The organism is Pseudomonas sp. HY13-MNA-CIBAN-0226, assembly GCF_040310305.1.
Taxonomy (GTDB): domain Bacteria; phylum Pseudomonadota; class Gammaproteobacteria; order Pseudomonadales; family Pseudomonadaceae; genus Aquipseudomonas; species Aquipseudomonas gregormendelii.
This window is the reverse complement of sequence record NZ_JBEOPS010000023.1, coordinates 14,908-30,233: the sequence shown is the minus strand read 5'-3', so window position 1 is coordinate 30,233 and position 15,326 is coordinate 14,908. Positions and strand designations below refer to the sequence as shown.

Below are 15,326 nucleotides of genomic sequence, written 5' to 3'. Positions count from 1 at the left end.
TGGGTGATGACTGCGGCAGACAGCAGCCCGCATCACATAGGAAGTTCAAGAGCTTGAAAGGTTTAGTAAAGCTGACGCCAGTGCGACGAACGGTGGCCAATACAGAGCGATCAGGCTCAGACATCCAGGCGACGGCGATCTCTACGCTTGGCGCCGTACATCGCTTCGTCAGCATGGCGCAGCAGCTGCGACTCTTCGCTGCCATGCTCGGGGTAACGCGCGATGCCGATGCTGGTCTGGATGCTCATACCATGTCCGTCAAGGCGAAGGGGCTGAGCGAGCACCTGGCGTATATTAGCCGCCACCCGCTCGGGGTCTTGCCCGGCATCGATACGGTGCAGCAGCACGACGAACTCGTCTCCGCCCATACGGGCCACTGTGTCCGAACCGGTTACGCAACTCTTGAGTCGATGGGCGACCGCCTGTAACAGCAGATCACCAATGGCGTGACCGTGGGTATCGTTGACTTCCTTGAAGCGATCCAGATCGACATACAGCAAGGCCATTCGGCCGTCATTGAGATGCGCCGCTGTCAGCGCGGTTTTCAGGCGCTCGCGTAACAGGGTGCGGTTGGGCAACTGGGTCAGGGCGTCATGCCGAGCCATGTGATGCAAACGCGCGTGCAGTTGCTTGCGTTCAATTGCTGTTGCGACCTGGGCGCAGACGAAATGCAGCAGTTCCTGGTCCTGTTCGGTATAACGCAGGCCGTCCGGGCCGCTTTTGACCAGTACGGCGCCGATGGTGCCGTTCTGCGAGCTCAGCGGCACACCCAGCCAGCACGGCGAATCCTGGCTCGACACCAGCGCTTCAAAGCCTGCCGCCGCAGTGTGTTGCCCGGGTGTCAGCAACAGCGGCTGGCCGCTTCGAATGACCTCAGTGCACAGACGCTCGGTCACCGCTCCCGGCAGATCGGGCGAACACCCTGCTTCGTCGACGTGATAAGGAAACTGCAACGGTGCGCCATGCTCGTCGCACAGGGCCACGGTGAAATTCAGCGCCGGCAGCCATTCACCAATGATCGAGTGGATGCGCTTGAACAATGCCAGCAAATCTTCAGCCGCGTGGGCGGCCTCGGAAATCGCGTACAGCGCGGCTTGTCGGGACTCGGCCTGCTTGCGCCCGGTGATGTCTCGGGCCACGGCGATGCGCAGCTGATCGACTTCAGACCAGCGCGCCGACCAGAGAAGGTGCACGACGCGGCCATCCTTGCGCACGTAGCGATTTTCGAAGTTGAGTTTGGGCTCGCCGCCCATGATTTCCCGGGCGGCGTCGAGCGTGCGCTGCCGATCGGCGGGATGTACCAGGTCGATCATCCGCTGACCGATCAGCTCGTCGGCGGTATAGCCAAATACCTGTTCGCAGGCCGCACTGATGAACACGAAGGTGCCTTGCTTGTCGACGGCGCAAACCGCGTCCAGCAGCAAATCGATGTAACTCGCCAGGGGCGCGGAATTTCTGCTTGCCATGATGCTCCGGCGATTCGCCTCAAGTCCTGTCAGTCACCAGCCCGGGCAATGCATGCGCCAGGGCATTGATGGCGAAACCGATAAACATCACGCCACACAACCGAGTGATCAATAACTCATGGCGTTGGTACAAGGTCCGCACCTGACGCGTACCGACGATGCCAATGAGGATAGCGTAGGCTACCAGGCCGCCGAGAAAACTCAGCACGATCAACCAGGGCAGCATCGACCAGTTGAGCAACTCTGCCCGGCTGGACAACAGCGCGGTGAATGTTGCAACCGCCACCGGATACGCCTTGGGATTGGTCAGTCCGAACATAATGCCGTGCCACAACGGCTGCCGCGCCGCGCCTTGGGGCGCCTCGCCACTGCCACGCCTGGCACGCACTGCGCGCCATCCGAGCCAGAACAGATACAGCCCGCTGAGCACGCCCAGCACGTCGAACGCGGTGCTGCCGATCTCCCGCGCACCCACTATGGCGATCAGTGCTGTACTGCACCAGACCACATCCCCGAGCAAATGCCCACACAAAAAAGCTGCCCCGGCCCGCCGCCCTCGCGCTGCACCGATGCCAAACACCGCCAACACACCGGGCCCCGGTGTAATGCCGTAGATAAAACCCGAGGCGAGAACGGCCATGAGCAACGATGGGGTCATCGGTAAATCCTTTGAACGACGGGGTGACTGCACGCCAGTCTATCTCAGGTCTTGGGGCAGCCAATGTATTCTTCGTCGATACGCTCTCCTGTGGGAGTCAAGCTTGCTCGCGATAGTGGTCAATCAGCCGATAAAAGTTTTGAGCACCAGCCCGTCATCGCGAGCAAGCTCTGCCCCCAACAACGTGCAGGGGCTCTGCGAGCCCCTGCACCCGCCCGAAAAACAACTTAAAACGCGCTGCGGAAAATCTCCTCGATCTGGCGCTGATCCGCTGGGCGCGGGTTGGTCAGGCCGCAGGCGTCTTTGAGGGCGTTGGTAGCCAGGATCGGGATGTCGCTGAGTTTGGCACCCAGGTCGCGCAGGCCGGCGGGGATCTCGACGTCACGCGCCAGGGTGCGGATCGCGGCGATGGCGGCCTGGGCGCCCTCCTCCGGACTGAAGCCGCGGATATCGGCGCCCATGGCGTGGGCCACATCGGTCAGGCGGTCGGCGCAGACCAGCGCGTTGAAGCTCTGCACGTGAGGCAGCAGTACGGCATTGCAGACGCCATGGGGCAGGTCGTAAAAACCGCCCAACTGGTGGGCCATGGCGTGGACGAATCCCAAGGACGCATTGTTGAACGCCATGCCCGCGAGGAACTGCGCGTACGCCATGTTTTCCCGGGCCGCCAGGTCGCTGCCGTCGCGTACGGCCAGACGCAGGTTGTTGCTGATCAGGGTGACGGCTTTGAGCGCGCAGGCATCGGTGATCGGGTTGGCAGCGGTCGACACGTAGGCTTCGATGGCGTGGGTCAATGCGTCCATGCCGGTGGCTGCCGTGAGGCTCTTGGGCATCGCGACCATCAGCGCCGGGTCGTTGACCGACAGCAGCGGTGTAACGTTGCGGTCGACGATGGCCATTTTCACGTGACGGGATTCGTCGGTGATGATGCAGAAGCGGGTCATCTCGCTGGCGGTGCCGGCAGTGGTGTTGATGGCGATCAGCGGCAGTTGCGGCTGGCTGGATTGATCAACGCCTTCATAGTCGCGGATCTGCCCGCCGTTGGTGGCGCACAGGGCGATGCCCTTGGCGCAGTCATGGGGCGAACCGCCGCCCAGCGACACCACGAAATCACACCGGCTTTCCTTGAGCAGACCAAGGCCCAGTTCGACGTTGGCGATGCTCGGGTTCGGCCTGGCGCCGTCAAAGATCACCGATTCGATGTCCAGCAGCGCCAGCTTCCCGGCGATCATGCCGGCGACGCCGGCCTTGGCCAGCCCGGTATCGGTGACGATCAGGGCCTTGCGAAACCCGTACTTGCCAATGGCAACCATGGCTTCGTCAAGGCAGCCGATGCCCATGATGTTCACGGCGGGGATAAAAAATGTGCTGCTCATGAGCGAATCTCCTGACAGGAGCCGAACCGGTGATACCGACCCAGCGGGTACCCACAGGATCGACCCATCGGCGATGCGCTAACTTGATCTGGCTCAACGTCGGGTCGTGATAAAGTCACCGCCCATCAGACCTTTTGCTTCGAGACTCTCACCGCAATGACCGATTTCCAGGATGTTGATGCCCAACTTGAAGACTGGAATGCCTTGCGCGCCACCGCCTCGCTTGATGGCCTGCTGGTGGGCAATGGCGCCAGTCGCGCCGTGTGGGATGATTTTGGCTATGACTCGCTGTTTGAAAACGCCCGCACGGTTGAAGAAAAACCCTTGAGCCAATCCGAGCTGAGCGTATTTGACGCGTTGCAGACCCGCAGTTTCGAACAGGTCCTCAGCGCGCTGAAAACCACCAGCCGGGTGAACAAGGCCCTGGCAGTGAGCTCCGCCGCCCCGCGCAATCGCTACTATGCGATCAAGGAAGCGCTGATCAACACTGTGCATGCGGTGCATATTCCCTGGCGCCTGATCGTGCCTGCCACACTGGCTGCCATCAGTCAGGAGCTGGGCCGATACCGGACGGTGTTCACCACCAACTATGATCTGCTCAACCACTGGGCGATCCAGCACCAGCCAGATGCGATCAGCGACCTGTTCCAGGGCACCGAGCCACGCTTTGACCTGAGTGCCGCGGCCACGGGCAAAACCCGCTTGCTGTACCTGCACGGCGGCCTGCACCTGGTGCGCAACCAGGACGGCACGGCGCGCAAACTGATGACGACCGAGGGCACGTTGCTGGGCAGCTTTGCCATCAACAACACGATCAAGACCCTGGACGACGTGCCACTGTTCGTGAATGAGGGACAGTCCCAGGACAAGCTCAGGACCATCCGCAGCTCGGACTATCTGTCGTTCTGCTATGACCAGCTACTGGGGCATGGCGAGGGTTTGTGCATTTTCGGGCATGCGTTGGGCGAGCAGGACAACCACATCATCCAGGCGCTGCGCCAGGCGCAACCCAAGGTGGTGGCGATTTCGATTTATCCGCGCAGCAAGGCGTTTATCCAGCACCAGAAGCGGCATTACGCGAAGGTGTTCGAGGGGACGGGGTCAGCGTTGCGGTTTTTTGATGCCAAGACGCATGCGTTGGGCAGCCCCAAGCTCACCGTACCGGTGGAGGTATAGCGCTGGGGCGGCCGACGCCATCGCGAGTAGGCTCACTCCCACCGGGGGATGTGTGTCAGGCTTGAGGGAGGGTGATCAGAGCACCGGCAGAGTCTTGTCCTTGATCACCGTGCTCGGGCCATTGGCCTTGACGCTGGTGATGCCTTTTTCCAGTGCCGAAGCGTTGGCGTAGGATTCGCTGCTGCCAATGACCTCGTGATTGCCGGCCTTTAGATTGAAGTAAGGATGGCCGTCTTTGGTGGTCTTCCTTTCGTAGCGTTCTTCCAGCGGGCTGTTGCTCTGCACTGCCGCAATGCCTTTGTCGGCAGCGGCGCGGGTGGTGTACAACTCGCTGGTCAGAATGGTTTCGGCATTCGCGGCCTTCAGGACAAATCTGTACTGGCCACTGCTGCTTTTGCTCACTTCGTACCATCCGGACATGCTGGTGCTCCTGGGCAATTGAGAGGTTTCGCGCTTCAGAGTAAAGACCAGCCGAGGTTTTTTGTCGCCTGTCCGCGATGGCGGCGACGCGGTTAACGCTACTTCACCGCCGCGCGCACCACCGATAACTCCGGCGCCTGCCCCCGCCGCTGACTCAGATACCGCGTGCAACTCACCCTTAGAAACGAAGCAAAATTCACCACCTCGCCGCGGTAGTCCATCACCTCTTCATACAGCTTGGCGATCAACTGGTTGGTGGTCATGCCGTCGACTTCGGCGATTTCGCCCAGGATGTCCCAGAACTGGTTTTCCAGGCGCAGCGTGGTCACCACCCCGCAAATGCGTAGCGAGCGGGAGCGCGATTCGTAGAGGATCGGATCGGCTTTGACGTAGAGCTCGCACATCGCAATATCCCTCGTTACAGCGTGATTTGGGTGCCCAGCAATCCGAGAAAACCCGCGAGCCAGCTCGGGTGCGCCGGCCAGGCGGGCGCAGTGGCCAGATTGCCTTGAACGTGGCCCTGCGTCACCGGGATATCGATGAACGTACCTCCGGCAAGGCGCACCTCCGGAGCACAGGCCGGGTAGGCGCTGCACTCGCGGCCTTCAAGCACCCCGGCGGCGGCCAGCAGTTGCGCACCGTGGCACACGGCAGCGATCGGCTTGCCGGCCTGGTCAAACGCTCTCACCAGATCCAGGACCTGTTCATTGAGGCGCAGATATTCAGGAGCGCGGCCGCCGGGAATGACCAGCGCGTCGTAGTCCTGTGCCTTGACCTGGGCGAAGTCGAAGTTCAGGGCGAACAGGTGGCCGGGTTTTTCACTGTAGGTCTGGTCGCCTTCGAAGTCATGAATCGCCGTGCGCACGGTCTGGCCGGCGCTCTTGTCCGGGCACACCGCATGCACCGTGTGACCGACCATGAGTAGTGCCTGGAACGGCACCATCACTTCGTAATCTTCGACGTAATCGCCGACCAGCAGCAGAATTTTCTTGGCAGCCATGAGGGGAACTCCTTGGGGGTACAGGGGAGTATTGAAGGTAGTCTTTATCTGTAGGGGTGGGTAATAACCTGCTACTACGGCATGGCGTTGGGATGGGTTGGTTCGGGCTGTAGCTGCGGCTGCGGCTGCGGCTGCGGCTGCGGTTGTATGCGGACGGCGTAGGAGCTGGCGTAGCCTGCGATCTTTTGGCGGTGTCGGAGGGGACGCAAGATCGAGATCAAGAGATCGCAGCCTTCGGCAACTCCTACGTTCGGGGATTACCCGAACTGTACACCCAACTCTGTGCCTATCTGTAACCGTCCAGGCGCGGTGGATTGTGGCTAGATGAAGCCACGCTCCATCATCCCTGATCCTGGTCCCCATCATGTCCTCGCGCGAAAACACCGGCATGGCCCTCGGCCTGCTAGGCGTAGTGATCTTCAGCCTCACCCTGCCCTTCACACGGATCGTCGTGCAGGAAATCCATCCCTTGCTCAACGGCCTGGGGCGAGCCCTGTTTGCGGCAGTACCGGCGGCGCTGCTTCTGCTGTGGCAGCGAGAGAAATGGCCCACCTGGAAACAGATCAAAGGCCTGACGCTGGTAATCGCCGGGGTGATTCTGGGATTTCCGGTGCTTTCGGCCTGGGCGATGCAAACGTTGCCGGCATCCCACGGGGCGCTGGTGAACGGGCTGCAACCCTTGTGCGTGGCGCTGTACGCCGCCTGGTTGTCCCACGAGCGGCCGTCAAAAGCCTTCTGGGCCTGCGCGGCGCTGGGCAGCGCGCTGGTGCTCGGTTATGCATTGATCAGCGGCGCGGGTAGCATCCAGGCCGGTGACTTGCTGATGTTGGGTGCGATTGCCGTGGGCGGCCTGGGGTATGCGGAGGGAGGCCGGCTGGCCAAGGAAATGGGCGGCTGGCAAGTGATCTGCTGGGCGCTGGTGCTGTCGACGCCGCTGTTGATCGGACCAGTACTTTACCTGGCGCTGCAACATCAGGGCGAGATCTCCGCCAGGACCTGGTGGGCTTTCGGCTACGTTTCACTGTTTTCGCAGTTCATCGGTTTTTTCGCCTGGTACGCCGGGCTGGCCATGGGCGGAATCGCCCGGGTCAGTCAGATCCAGTTGCTGCAGATCTTTTTCACCATTGCCTTTTCTGCGTTGTTCTTCGGCGAACACGTTGAGCCGATCACCTGGGTGTTTGCTGGCGGGGTGATTGTGACGGTCATGCTGGGACGCAAGACTGCGGTCAAACCTGCCCGCATCGCGACCTCATGAGGCCTCGCCGCCCGGAGCAGGCGCAACGCTTGCTCACGATATCGAGATCGCCATCGCTATCGCGAGCAAGCTTTGCTCCTACAGGCATGGTCACCCTTCAGAGGTAACCATCAGCCCGCAGCAAGGTTTCCAGGCAGTGCTCGCTGATACGGTAGAAGTCCTTCAGCTCCTGGATCTTTACCAGCAACTGCGCCGGGTCCACGGGCTCGGCGCGCTTGACTGCCAGGATCATCTTGTTTTTGTTGGTGTGGTCCAGCGAGATGAACTCGAACACCTTGGTTTCATAACCGCAGGCTTCCAGGAACAGCGCACGCAGGCTGTCGGTGACCATTTCCGCCTGCTGCCCCAGATGCAGGCCGTATTGCAACATCGGCTTGAGTAAAGCCGGGCTCTGAATCTGCAGGCGGATCTGTTTGTGGCAGCACGGCGAACACATGATGATCGAGGCGCCCGACCGAATGCCGGTATGGATCGCGTAGTCAGTGGCAATGTCACACGCATGCAAGGCGATCATCACCTCCAGTTCGCTCGGCGCCACGCTGCGCACGTCACCGCATTTGAACACCAGCCCCGGATGCTCGAGCTTGGCAGCAGCGGCATTGCACAGGGTCACCATGTCTTCGCGCAGCTCGACTCCAGTCACTTCGCCCTCGGCGTGCAGCGTGTTGCGCAGGTAATCGTGAATCGCGAACGTCAGGTAGCCCTTGCCTGAGCCAAAATCGGCGACCCGAACCGGCTTGTCCAGCGCAAGTGGCGAGGTGGTGAGGGCGTGGCTGAACACCTCGATGAACTTGTTGATCTGCTTCCACTTACGCGACATCGCCGGGATGAGTTCGTGTTTCCCGTTGGTCACGCCGAGGTCGGCAAGGAACGGCCGGCTGAGGTCCAGAAAACGATTCTTCTCGCGGTTGTGCTCGGCGGACGGCACTTCGCGCAGTTGCTGGGGTTTACTTTTGAACAGCGAACTCTTGCCCTTTTTACTGTATTCGAGCTGGGCTTCGTCAGTCACCGACAGCAAGTGGGCATTCTTGAATGAGGCTGGCAGCAAAGCGCCAATGCTGGCCACGCCCTCGCCCAGCGCCAGGTTCCTGGTGATATCGCGGGTCTTGTAACGGTAGACAAAAGACAGGCACGGCTGATCCTTTACCGTCAGCTGCTTGATGATCACGCGCTGCAAATCCGGCTCGTCACCGACGTACTTGGCCAGTACCAACTTGATAAACGCATGCTGCTCCAGGCTTGAACGCAGCAAGTCGATGAACTGCGCGTGGTGATCCGGCGCGAGGCTGGCGGGGGTGGCAACAATGGACATGGCAGAAACAGCCTCAGGCGGAGCAAACAGGGAATGCCGCTATTTTAAGGGGGATGGCCGCTTTGGGCACGGGGTTATTTGCCACAGGTCCTGAAACCTAACCCAATACCACCAGACGGTTGGGCAACTCGTTCCTGGCATGGGTAACCGGCACATGCACCTTCAGCAACTCTCCACAGGCCTCGACGCAGGTCACGAACCCCTGCAAGGTCTGACCCTGTTTCACCTGGTGGGTAAAGGTCGAGACAATCGCGTCCCAGGTCTTGTTATCCAGGCGACTGGAGATCCCTTCATCCACCAGGATTTCCACATAACGCTCGGCTTCGCAGACAAAAATCAGCATCCCGGTGCTGCCCACCGTATGGTGCAGGTTCTGTTCCAGGAACTGTCGGCGCGCCAGGTTCGATGCACGCCAATGCCGCACCGACCGAGGGATGAGGTGGGTAGTGATGCGCGGGATGCGGAACAGCAGGCACAACACGATAAAGCTCCCCCATTGCACCAGCAGCAGGCTGTGCAGGGTCAGCCAGCCGGTCAGGTAATGCACGACACCCGGCACCACCAGGGCCAGCAGGCTGGCCCACAGCAGTGGAATGTAGGCATAGTCGTCCGCACGAGCGGCGAGCACGGTGACCAGTTCGGCGTCGGTCTCGCGCTCCACCCGCGCGATCGCTTCGGCGACCTTGCGCTGTTCGTGTTCATTCAGTAATGCCATATCAGAAACGCTCGCTCACTTATTGTCATCACCAGCCGCCCGACGAACCACCGCCCCCGAAACTGCCCCCGCCACCACTGAAGCCACCGCCACCGCCGCCACCGAATCCACCACCGCCAAAACCGCCCGAACCGCCTCGCCCACCGCCACCACTGGGCAGGATGCCGAGCATCTGGCAGACAAATACGGTGAGGATGAACAGCATGACGAGGAACACCAATACCCCGGGATGCCGTGACAGGAAATCGCTATCCTGATCCCCGCGGGGTTCGTAGACCGTGGAAGGTTCGTCCAGCGGATTGCCGCCCAGCACGACCAGCATGGCCGCAACGCCGTCGCTGATGCCCTTGCTGAAATTACCGGTCTTGAACGATGGAGTGATCACCTGATTGATGATCACCGAACTCTGCGCATCGGTCAGGCGATCTTCCAGCCCGTAACCGACCTCGATACGCAACCGTCGATCATCCCGGGCCACAATCAGCAGTGCGCCGTTGTTCTTGTCCTTCTGGCCAATGCCCCAGTACCGCCCCAGTTGATAGCCGAAGTCGGCAATGTCTGTGCCCTGCAAATCCGCCACAGTGACCACCACCAACTGTTCACCGGTGGCTTTTTCGTGAGCCTGGAGTTGCTGGGCCAGTTGCTCGCGAACCGCGGGCTCGATCATCTGGGCGTTATCAACCACCCGCCCGGTCAGCTGGGGAAACTTCAACTCGGCCTGGGCCGCCAGGGCAAACACCCAGAGCAGCAGCACCAGGCCAACTTTCAACACGCGCATTGGCAACCTCATCCGTGGTAATGCAGCCCGATCAGAACTTCACTTGAGGTGCTTTATCGGCATCGGGGCTGGTCGCCTCGAAGGTTTCACGCACAGGCAGATCGCTGTACATCACACTGTGCCAGAGGCGCCCAGGGAAAGTGCGGATCTCGGTATTGTATTTTTGCACTGCCAGGATGAAATCCCGTCGTGCGACCGCGATACGGTTCTCGGTACCTTCGAGTTGCGACTGCAGCGCCAGGAAGTTCTGGTTGGCCTTGAGGTCCGGATAACGCTCGGACACCACCATCAGGCGACTCAGGGCACCGGTCAGCTGATCCTGGGCCTGCTGGAACTGCTTGAGCTTTTCCGGGTTGTCGAGGGTGCTGGCATCCACCTGGATCGAAGTCGCCTTGGCCCGGGCTTCAATGACCGCCGTCAGGGTTTCTTCTTCATGTTTGGCGTAGCCCTTGACCGTTTCCACCAGGTTGGGGATCAGGTCGGCACGGCGTTGGTACTGGTTCTGCACCTGACCCCAGGCGGCCTTGGCCTGTTCGTCCAGGGTTGGAATATTGTTGATGCCACAGCCGGCCAACAGCGTGGTCAGCAACATCAGGGCAGCCACCTGCAAGCTCGACCGATAGTGGTGTCGTACATTCATCTGGTTGACGCTCCCTTGCACATTCCGTTGAAAAAACAACCTGCGAACTTTGAACGCGGCTCTTGGGGCATAATCGGCGCCGCCACTGGATTGCATCCTGCCGATGGGCTAAAAGATGCTCCAGGATTAAAACAGTTCAGAAGTTTGCTGCATTTACCTGAACAACAATAGTCGCTCCCTCAATTTTGGCTGACCGGCGCGAAGTCATCGCCGCTTAGGCTTTCGAGAAGACAATTCATGAAGAAGCTGTGTTTGCTGGGCCTGTTCGTCAGCCTGGCCAGTCATAACGTACTGGCCGCCGCGACGCCCGCACCTCTGGAAAACAAGGATGCCTTCGTCAGTAACCTGATGAAGCAGATGACCCTCGATGAAAAAATCGGCCAGCTGCGCCTGATCAGCATAGGCCCGGAAATGCCGCGCGAGATGATCCGCAAGGAAATTGCCGCCGGCAACATCGGTGGCACGTTCAACTCGATCACCCGCCCGGAAAACCGTCCGATGCAGGACGCAGCGATGCGCAGCCGGCTGAAGATCCCGATGTTCTTCGCCTATGACGTGATCCACGGCCACCGGACGATTTTCCCGATTCCGCTGGCCCTGGCGTCGAGCTGGGATATGGACGCCATCGGCCTGTCCGGGCGCATTGCTGCCAAAGAGGCCGCGGCCGACAGTCTCGACATCACCTTCGCACCGATGGTCGACATCTCCCGCGACCCGCGCTGGGGCCGCACTTCCGAAGGCTTCGGCGAGGACACCTACCTGGTGTCGCGCATCGCCGGGGTCATGGTCAAGGCGTTCCAGGGTGCCGGCGCGAATGCGGCCGACAGCATCATGGCCAGCGTCAAGCACTTTGCCTTGTATGGCGCGGTAGAGGGCGGTCGCGACTACAACGTGGTCGACATGAGCCCGGTCAAGATGTACCAGGACTACCTGCCGCCGTACCGCGCCGCGATTGATGCTGGCGCCGGCGGAGTCATGGTGGCACTGAACTCAATCAACGGCGTACCGGCGACCGCCGACACCTGGCTGATGAATGACCTGTTGCGCAAGGACTGGGGCTTCAAGGGCCTGGCTGTCAGCGACCACGGGGCGATTTTCGAGCTGATCAAGCACGGCGTTGCTCGCGATGGCCGTGAAGCGGCGAAGCTGGCGATCAAGGCCGGCATCCACATGAGCATGAACGACACGCTTTATGGCAAGGAACTGCCAGGGTTGCTGAAGGCTGGCGAGATCGAGCAGAGCGACATCGACAATGCCGTGCGGGCTGTGCTCGGCGCCAAGTACGACATGGGGCTGTTCAAGGACCCGTACCTGCGCATCGGCAAGGCCGAGGATGACCCGGCCGACACCTACGCCGAAAGCCGCCTGCACCGTGCCGAGGCCCGTGACGTAGCACGTCGCAGCCTGGTGCTGCTGAAGAACCAGGGCGAGACCCTGCCGTTGAAGAATACCGCGAAGATCGCCCTGGTCGGTCCGTTGGCCAAGGCGCCAATCGATATGATGGGCAGTTGGGCCGCTGCCGGCAGACCCGCGCAATCAGTGACCCTGTTCGACGGCATGAACGCGGCCATGGCCGACAAGGCAACTTTGATCTACGCCCGCGGCGCCAACATCACCAGCGACAAGAAGGTCCTGGATTACCTTAACTTCCTGAACTTTGACGCACCGGAAGTGGTTGATGATCCGCGCTCGGCCCAGGTGCTGATCGACGAAGCCGTGAAAGCGGCCAAGGACGCCGATGTGGTGGTGGCAGCGGTGGGCGAATCCCGTGGCATGTCCCACGAGTCCTCAAGCCGCACCGACCTGAACATACCCGCCAGCCAGCGCGAACTGATCAAGGCCCTCAAGGCCACCGGCAAGCCATTGGTCCTGGTGTTGATGAACGGGCGTCCACTGTCGATCCTTGAAGAAAAGGACCAGGCAGATGCGATTCTGGAAACCTGGTTCAGCGGCACCGAAGGGGGCAATGCCATCGCTGACGTGCTCTTCGGCGACTATAACCCCTCGGGCAAGCTGCCCCTGACCTTCCCGCGTTCGGTAGGCCAGATTCCGACCTACTACAACCACCTGAGCATTGGCCGGCCGTTCACGCCGGGCAAGCCGGGCAACTACACCTCGCAGTACTTCGATGACACAACCGGCCCGCTGTTTCCATTCGGTTTTGGCCTGAGCTACACCGATTTCAGCCTGAGCGACATGGCGTTGTCATCGACCACACTGAACAAGACCGGCAAGCTCGATGCCAGCGTCATGCTGAAGAACACTGGCAAGCGTGATGGCGAGACCGTGGTGCAGTTGTATATCCAGGACGTCACCGGTTCGATGATCCGGCCAGTGAAGGAGCTGAAGAACTTCCAGAAAATCATGCTCAAGGCCGGCGAACAGAAAGTCGTGCACTTCACCATTACCGAGGATGACCTGAAGTTCTTCAACACCCGGCTCAAGTACGCGGCAGAGCCTGGCAAGTTCAACGTGCAGATCGGCCTGGACTCGCAGGACGTGACTCAGCAGAGTTTCGAGTTGCTGTAACCCCTCGGACACTGCGAATCACTGTGGGAGCGGGCTTGCCCGCGATGAGGCCATAACATTCAACATCTACGTTGACTGTCAGGCCGTCATCGCGGGCAAGCCCGCTCCCACAATAATTTACGACTACCCCCGCCGATCCAGCAAATTCACCACGAGCCGATCCACCCATCCCCACACCCGCTGCTTCACCCGCCGCCACAGCGGCCTGCGCTGCCAGGCCTCCAGGCTGACTTCCTGACTCTGGGTAAAATCCTTCTCGAAACTGGCCACCACTGCTCGGGTCAACCCTGGGTCCAGGGCTTCAAGGTTGGCTTCCAGGTTGAAACGCAAATTCCAGTGATCGAAATTGCACGAGCCGATGCTGACCCAGTCATCGACCAGGACCATTTTCAAGTGCAGGAAACAGGGCTGGTACTCGAAGATTTTCACGCCAGACTTCAGCAACCTGGGGTAATAACGATGCCCGGCGTAGCGGACCGACGGATGATCGGTGCGCGGCCCAGTCAGCAGCAGCCGCACATCGATCCCCCGCGAGGCAGCGCGGCGCAGCGAGCGACGGACCTTCCAGGTCGGCAGGAAATAGGGCGTGGCGAGCCAGATGCGTTTCTGCCCACTGTTCAGCGCACGGATCAGCGACTGCAGAATATCGCGGTGCTGGCGCGCATCAGCGTACGCCACCCGCCCCATGCCCTCGCCCGCGGAAGGCACCTTGGGCAGGCGCGGCAAACCGAAATGCGCCGCAGGCCTCCATGCGCGGCGATGGCGGTTGGCGATCCATTGGCGGTCAAACAGTAACTGCCAGTCGATCACCAGAGGACCGGAAATTTCCACCATGACCTCGTGCCACTCGCTGACGTCCTCCCCCGGGTTCCAGAACTCATCGGTGACGCCAGTGCCGCCGACCACCGCCAGGCTCTGATCGACCAACAGCACTTTGCGGTGGTCACGATAGAAGTTGCCCACCCAGCGCCGCCAGCTCAAGCGATTGTAGAAGCGCAACTCCACGCCAGCGGCTATCAGGCGCTGACGCAGGGCCTGGGTAAATGCGAGGCTGCCATAGTCATCGAACAGGCAGCGCACACGCACTCCGCGCTCGGCGGCCTGGGTCAACGCCTGCACCATGGCTTCGGCGCAGGCGCCCGCCTCCACCAGATACAGCTCCAGTTCGACCTGTTCTTCGGCGCGTGCGATCGCCACCAGCATTCGCGGGAAGAACTGCGGACCATCGATCAACAGCTCAAAGCTGTTGCCTTCGCGCCAGGGGAAGATCGCACCGGCCATGGCAGTCAGCGCGCCGTGAAGATCAGTACCGCACCCACCGGTACCGACAGGCTGATCGCCGATAGACCGGCGACCTTGCGCAAGCTTTCCAGCCCCGGCGCAAGGTCGAAGTCCGCCGCGTTGATCACCAGCGGCTCCAGCGTCACTACCTGAAATCGCCGGTCATCAAGACGAGTCGCCAACAGCTCGGCGTTGTATTCGTGGGTCTTGCCATGCAGGTTAACGGTCACCGGCAGACGCAACTCGAGCTGCGCACCGGAGGCGAGATCATTGATCGGGCCCAGGTCAATTTGCGTAGTGATCAGGGCTTCGGCGAAGGTCTTGGTGTCGAACAGCTCCTTGCGCATGCGTTCGTCGCGCAATGGAATACCACTGTTCACCGAGTCCAGCTCGACTTCGACCTCGGCCAGGCCTTTGGGGCTGACCTTGCCGTGCAGCACGAGGAAGCGCTGCACTTCGGAAATGTTGGCGTTTTTAGTGCTGACGAACGACAGCCGCGAAGACTCGCCATCGAGGTACCAGTTGGCCTGCGCCGACGCAGTAGCGCTGGCCAGCAGCACAAAGGCGAGCGTTTTACAAAGGGGCCGCTTGAACATAAAGACTCGTGGGGCAGATAAACCTGAGCGAACCTTAACCGCCCCTGAGCGCATTGCAAACTGTGGCGTCGAATCATCGCAGTTGAATTCCTGTGGGAGCGAGCCTGCCCGCGGTGGCGGTTTC

15 protein-coding genes are annotated in these 15,326 nt (G+C 60.8%); 3 read left to right on the top strand and 12 right to left on the bottom strand.

The features are described from left to right. Positions 1–116: 116 nt before the first annotated feature. The 3 genes from AAEZ05_RS22905 to yiaY all read right to left on the bottom strand — a co-directional run bounded on the left by AAEZ05_RS22905 (position 117) and on the right by yiaY (position 3,500). The gene (locus AAEZ05_RS22905; protein WP_205891845.1) at positions 117–1,466 is read right to left on the bottom strand and encodes a sensor domain-containing protein; all 1,350 of its coding nucleotides are present in this window, start codon (positions 1,464–1,466) and stop codon (positions 117–119) included. Between the two features lie 19 nt (positions 1,467–1,485). Continuing rightward, entirely contained in the window at positions 1,486–2,124 is a 639-nt protein-coding gene (locus AAEZ05_RS22900; RefSeq protein ID WP_350648994.1) for a LysE family translocator, read from the bottom strand. 227 nt (positions 2,125–2,351) lie between these two features. Continuing rightward, positions 2,352–3,500, bottom strand: a complete 1,149-nt coding sequence (yiaY, locus tag AAEZ05_RS22895) for an L-threonine dehydrogenase (RefSeq protein ID WP_045060255.1) — start codon at positions 3,498–3,500, stop codon at positions 2,352–2,354. Between the two features lie 156 nt (positions 3,501–3,656). Between yiaY and AAEZ05_RS22890 the strand changes: the two genes are divergently transcribed. Beyond that, complete coding sequence (locus AAEZ05_RS22890) at positions 3,657–4,676, top strand: DUF4917 family protein (protein ID WP_045060256.1); 1,020 nt, start codon at positions 3,657–3,659, stop codon at positions 4,674–4,676. 75 nt (positions 4,677–4,751) lie between these two features. On the opposite strand, the gene AAEZ05_RS22885 is transcribed toward AAEZ05_RS22890, so the two are convergent. The 3 genes from AAEZ05_RS22885 to AAEZ05_RS22875 all read right to left on the bottom strand — a co-directional run bounded on the left by AAEZ05_RS22885 (position 4,752) and on the right by AAEZ05_RS22875 (position 6,096). Further along, positions 4,752–5,096, bottom strand: coding sequence for a YegP family protein (locus tag AAEZ05_RS22885; protein ID WP_045060257.1), 345 nt, complete (start codon positions 5,094–5,096; stop codon positions 4,752–4,754). A 98-nt stretch (positions 5,097–5,194) separates the two neighbouring features. Continuing rightward, positions 5,195–5,500 carry a ribbon-helix-helix domain-containing protein gene (locus AAEZ05_RS22880; protein WP_045060258.1) on the bottom strand — a complete coding sequence of 102 codons (306 nt, stop codon included), beginning with the start codon at positions 5,498–5,500 and terminating at the stop codon, positions 5,195–5,197. Positions 5,501–5,514: 14 nt separating this feature from the next. Beyond that, positions 5,515–6,096 carry a DJ-1/PfpI family protein gene (locus tag AAEZ05_RS22875; RefSeq protein ID WP_045060259.1) on the bottom strand — a complete coding sequence of 194 codons (582 nt, stop codon included), beginning with the start codon at positions 6,094–6,096 and terminating at the stop codon, positions 5,515–5,517. A gap of 364 nt (positions 6,097–6,460) precedes the next feature. Here AAEZ05_RS22875 and AAEZ05_RS22870 point away from each other — a divergent pair, with 364 nt between their 5' ends. After that, a complete protein-coding gene (locus tag AAEZ05_RS22870) occupies positions 6,461–7,351 on the top strand; it encodes a DMT family transporter (RefSeq protein WP_045060260.1) in 891 nt (296 codons plus the stop codon). A gap of 97 nt (positions 7,352–7,448) precedes the next feature. Here the strand turns inward: AAEZ05_RS22870 and AAEZ05_RS22865 are convergent, their stop codons facing one another. From AAEZ05_RS22865 to AAEZ05_RS22850, 4 genes are all read right to left on the bottom strand, one after another. Continuing rightward, a complete protein-coding gene (locus AAEZ05_RS22865; RefSeq protein WP_350598489.1) occupies positions 7,449–8,663 on the bottom strand; it encodes a class I SAM-dependent methyltransferase in 1,215 nt (404 codons plus the stop codon). A 97-nt stretch (positions 8,664–8,760) separates the two neighbouring features. Next, positions 8,761–9,378 carry a TPM domain-containing protein gene (locus AAEZ05_RS22860; RefSeq protein WP_045060262.1) on the bottom strand — a complete coding sequence of 206 codons (618 nt, stop codon included), beginning with the start codon at positions 9,376–9,378 and terminating at the stop codon, positions 8,761–8,763. A 28-nt stretch (positions 9,379–9,406) separates the two neighbouring features. After that, entirely contained in the window at positions 9,407–10,156 is a 750-nt protein-coding gene (locus tag AAEZ05_RS22855) for a TPM domain-containing protein (protein ID WP_122837778.1), read from the bottom strand. 31 nt (positions 10,157–10,187) lie between these two features. Next, complete coding sequence (locus AAEZ05_RS22850) at positions 10,188–10,796, bottom strand: LemA family protein (RefSeq protein WP_045061101.1); 609 nt, start codon at positions 10,794–10,796, stop codon at positions 10,188–10,190. 237 nt (positions 10,797–11,033) lie between these two features. Between AAEZ05_RS22850 and bglX the strand changes: the two genes are divergently transcribed. Continuing rightward, the gene (gene bglX, locus AAEZ05_RS22845; protein ID WP_045061018.1) at positions 11,034–13,325 is read left to right on the top strand and encodes a beta-glucosidase BglX; all 2,292 of its coding nucleotides are present in this window, start codon (positions 11,034–11,036) and stop codon (positions 13,323–13,325) included. A 123-nt stretch (positions 13,326–13,448) separates the two neighbouring features. On the opposite strand, the gene AAEZ05_RS22840 is transcribed toward bglX, so the two are convergent. Together AAEZ05_RS22840 and AAEZ05_RS22835 are read right to left on the bottom strand one after the other, a co-directional pair. Further along, on the bottom strand, positions 13,449–14,606 hold the full coding sequence (locus AAEZ05_RS22840; protein WP_045061019.1) for a phospholipase D-like domain-containing protein: 1,158 nt from the start codon (positions 14,604–14,606) through the stop codon (positions 13,449–13,451). A gap of 5 nt (positions 14,607–14,611) precedes the next feature. Next, positions 14,612–15,202: a YceI family protein gene (locus tag AAEZ05_RS22835; protein WP_350648991.1), complete on the bottom strand. Its 591-nt coding sequence runs from the start codon at positions 15,200–15,202 to the stop codon at positions 14,612–14,614. Between the last annotated feature and the right edge of the window lie 124 nt (positions 15,203–15,326).